1 pseudogene is annotated in these 513 nt (G+C 81.9%); it reads left to right on the top strand.

Annotation, left to right across the window (positions count from 1 at the left end):
* Positions 1 to 513: pseudogene (locus K6I33_RS35645) on the top strand (N-acetylmuramoyl-L-alanine amidase); the annotation flags it as partial.

Below are 513 nucleotides of genomic sequence, written 5' to 3'. Positions count from 1 at the left end.
CGCCCAGGGTGCCGGGCGCCACGCACTCGCTGCGGCTCGTCCCGCTCGGCCACGGCCGGCGGGCCGCCGCGGGGCACGGCAGGGTGCGCGGGCCCCAGGGGCTGCCCGCCCGGGAGGTCCCGCCGTTCTCCCTGGTCGGCATCGTCTGGGACGACGCCACCACGGAGCTGCGCGGCCGGGCCCAGGTGCGCACCCGCCCCCTCGGGAACCAGCGCTGGTCCGAGTGGCAGGACGTCCAGACGCACGACGACGACCGCCCCGACCTCGACTCGCCCGAGTCCCGCGCCGGCACCCTGCGCGGCTCCACCGCCCCGCTGTGGGTGGGCGCCTCCGACGCCGTCCAGGTCCGGGTCAACCCCGAGCCCGCCGCCGGCGGCCGGATCGCCGAGGGCACCGCCCTGCCCTCCGGGATGCGCGTCGAGCTCGTCGACCCCGGCCGTGACCCCGGGCCCGCCCGTGCCCGGGGTCACGCCCGGGGCCGCGGCGCGCCGCCCCCCGCGCCGGGCCCCTCCG

The organism is Streptomyces sp. UNOB3_S3, assembly GCF_020740895.1.
In the GTDB taxonomy this organism is placed as follows: domain Bacteria; phylum Actinomycetota; class Actinomycetes; order Streptomycetales; family Streptomycetaceae; genus Streptomyces.
This window is presented reverse-complemented; position numbering and strand designations above follow the sequence as displayed.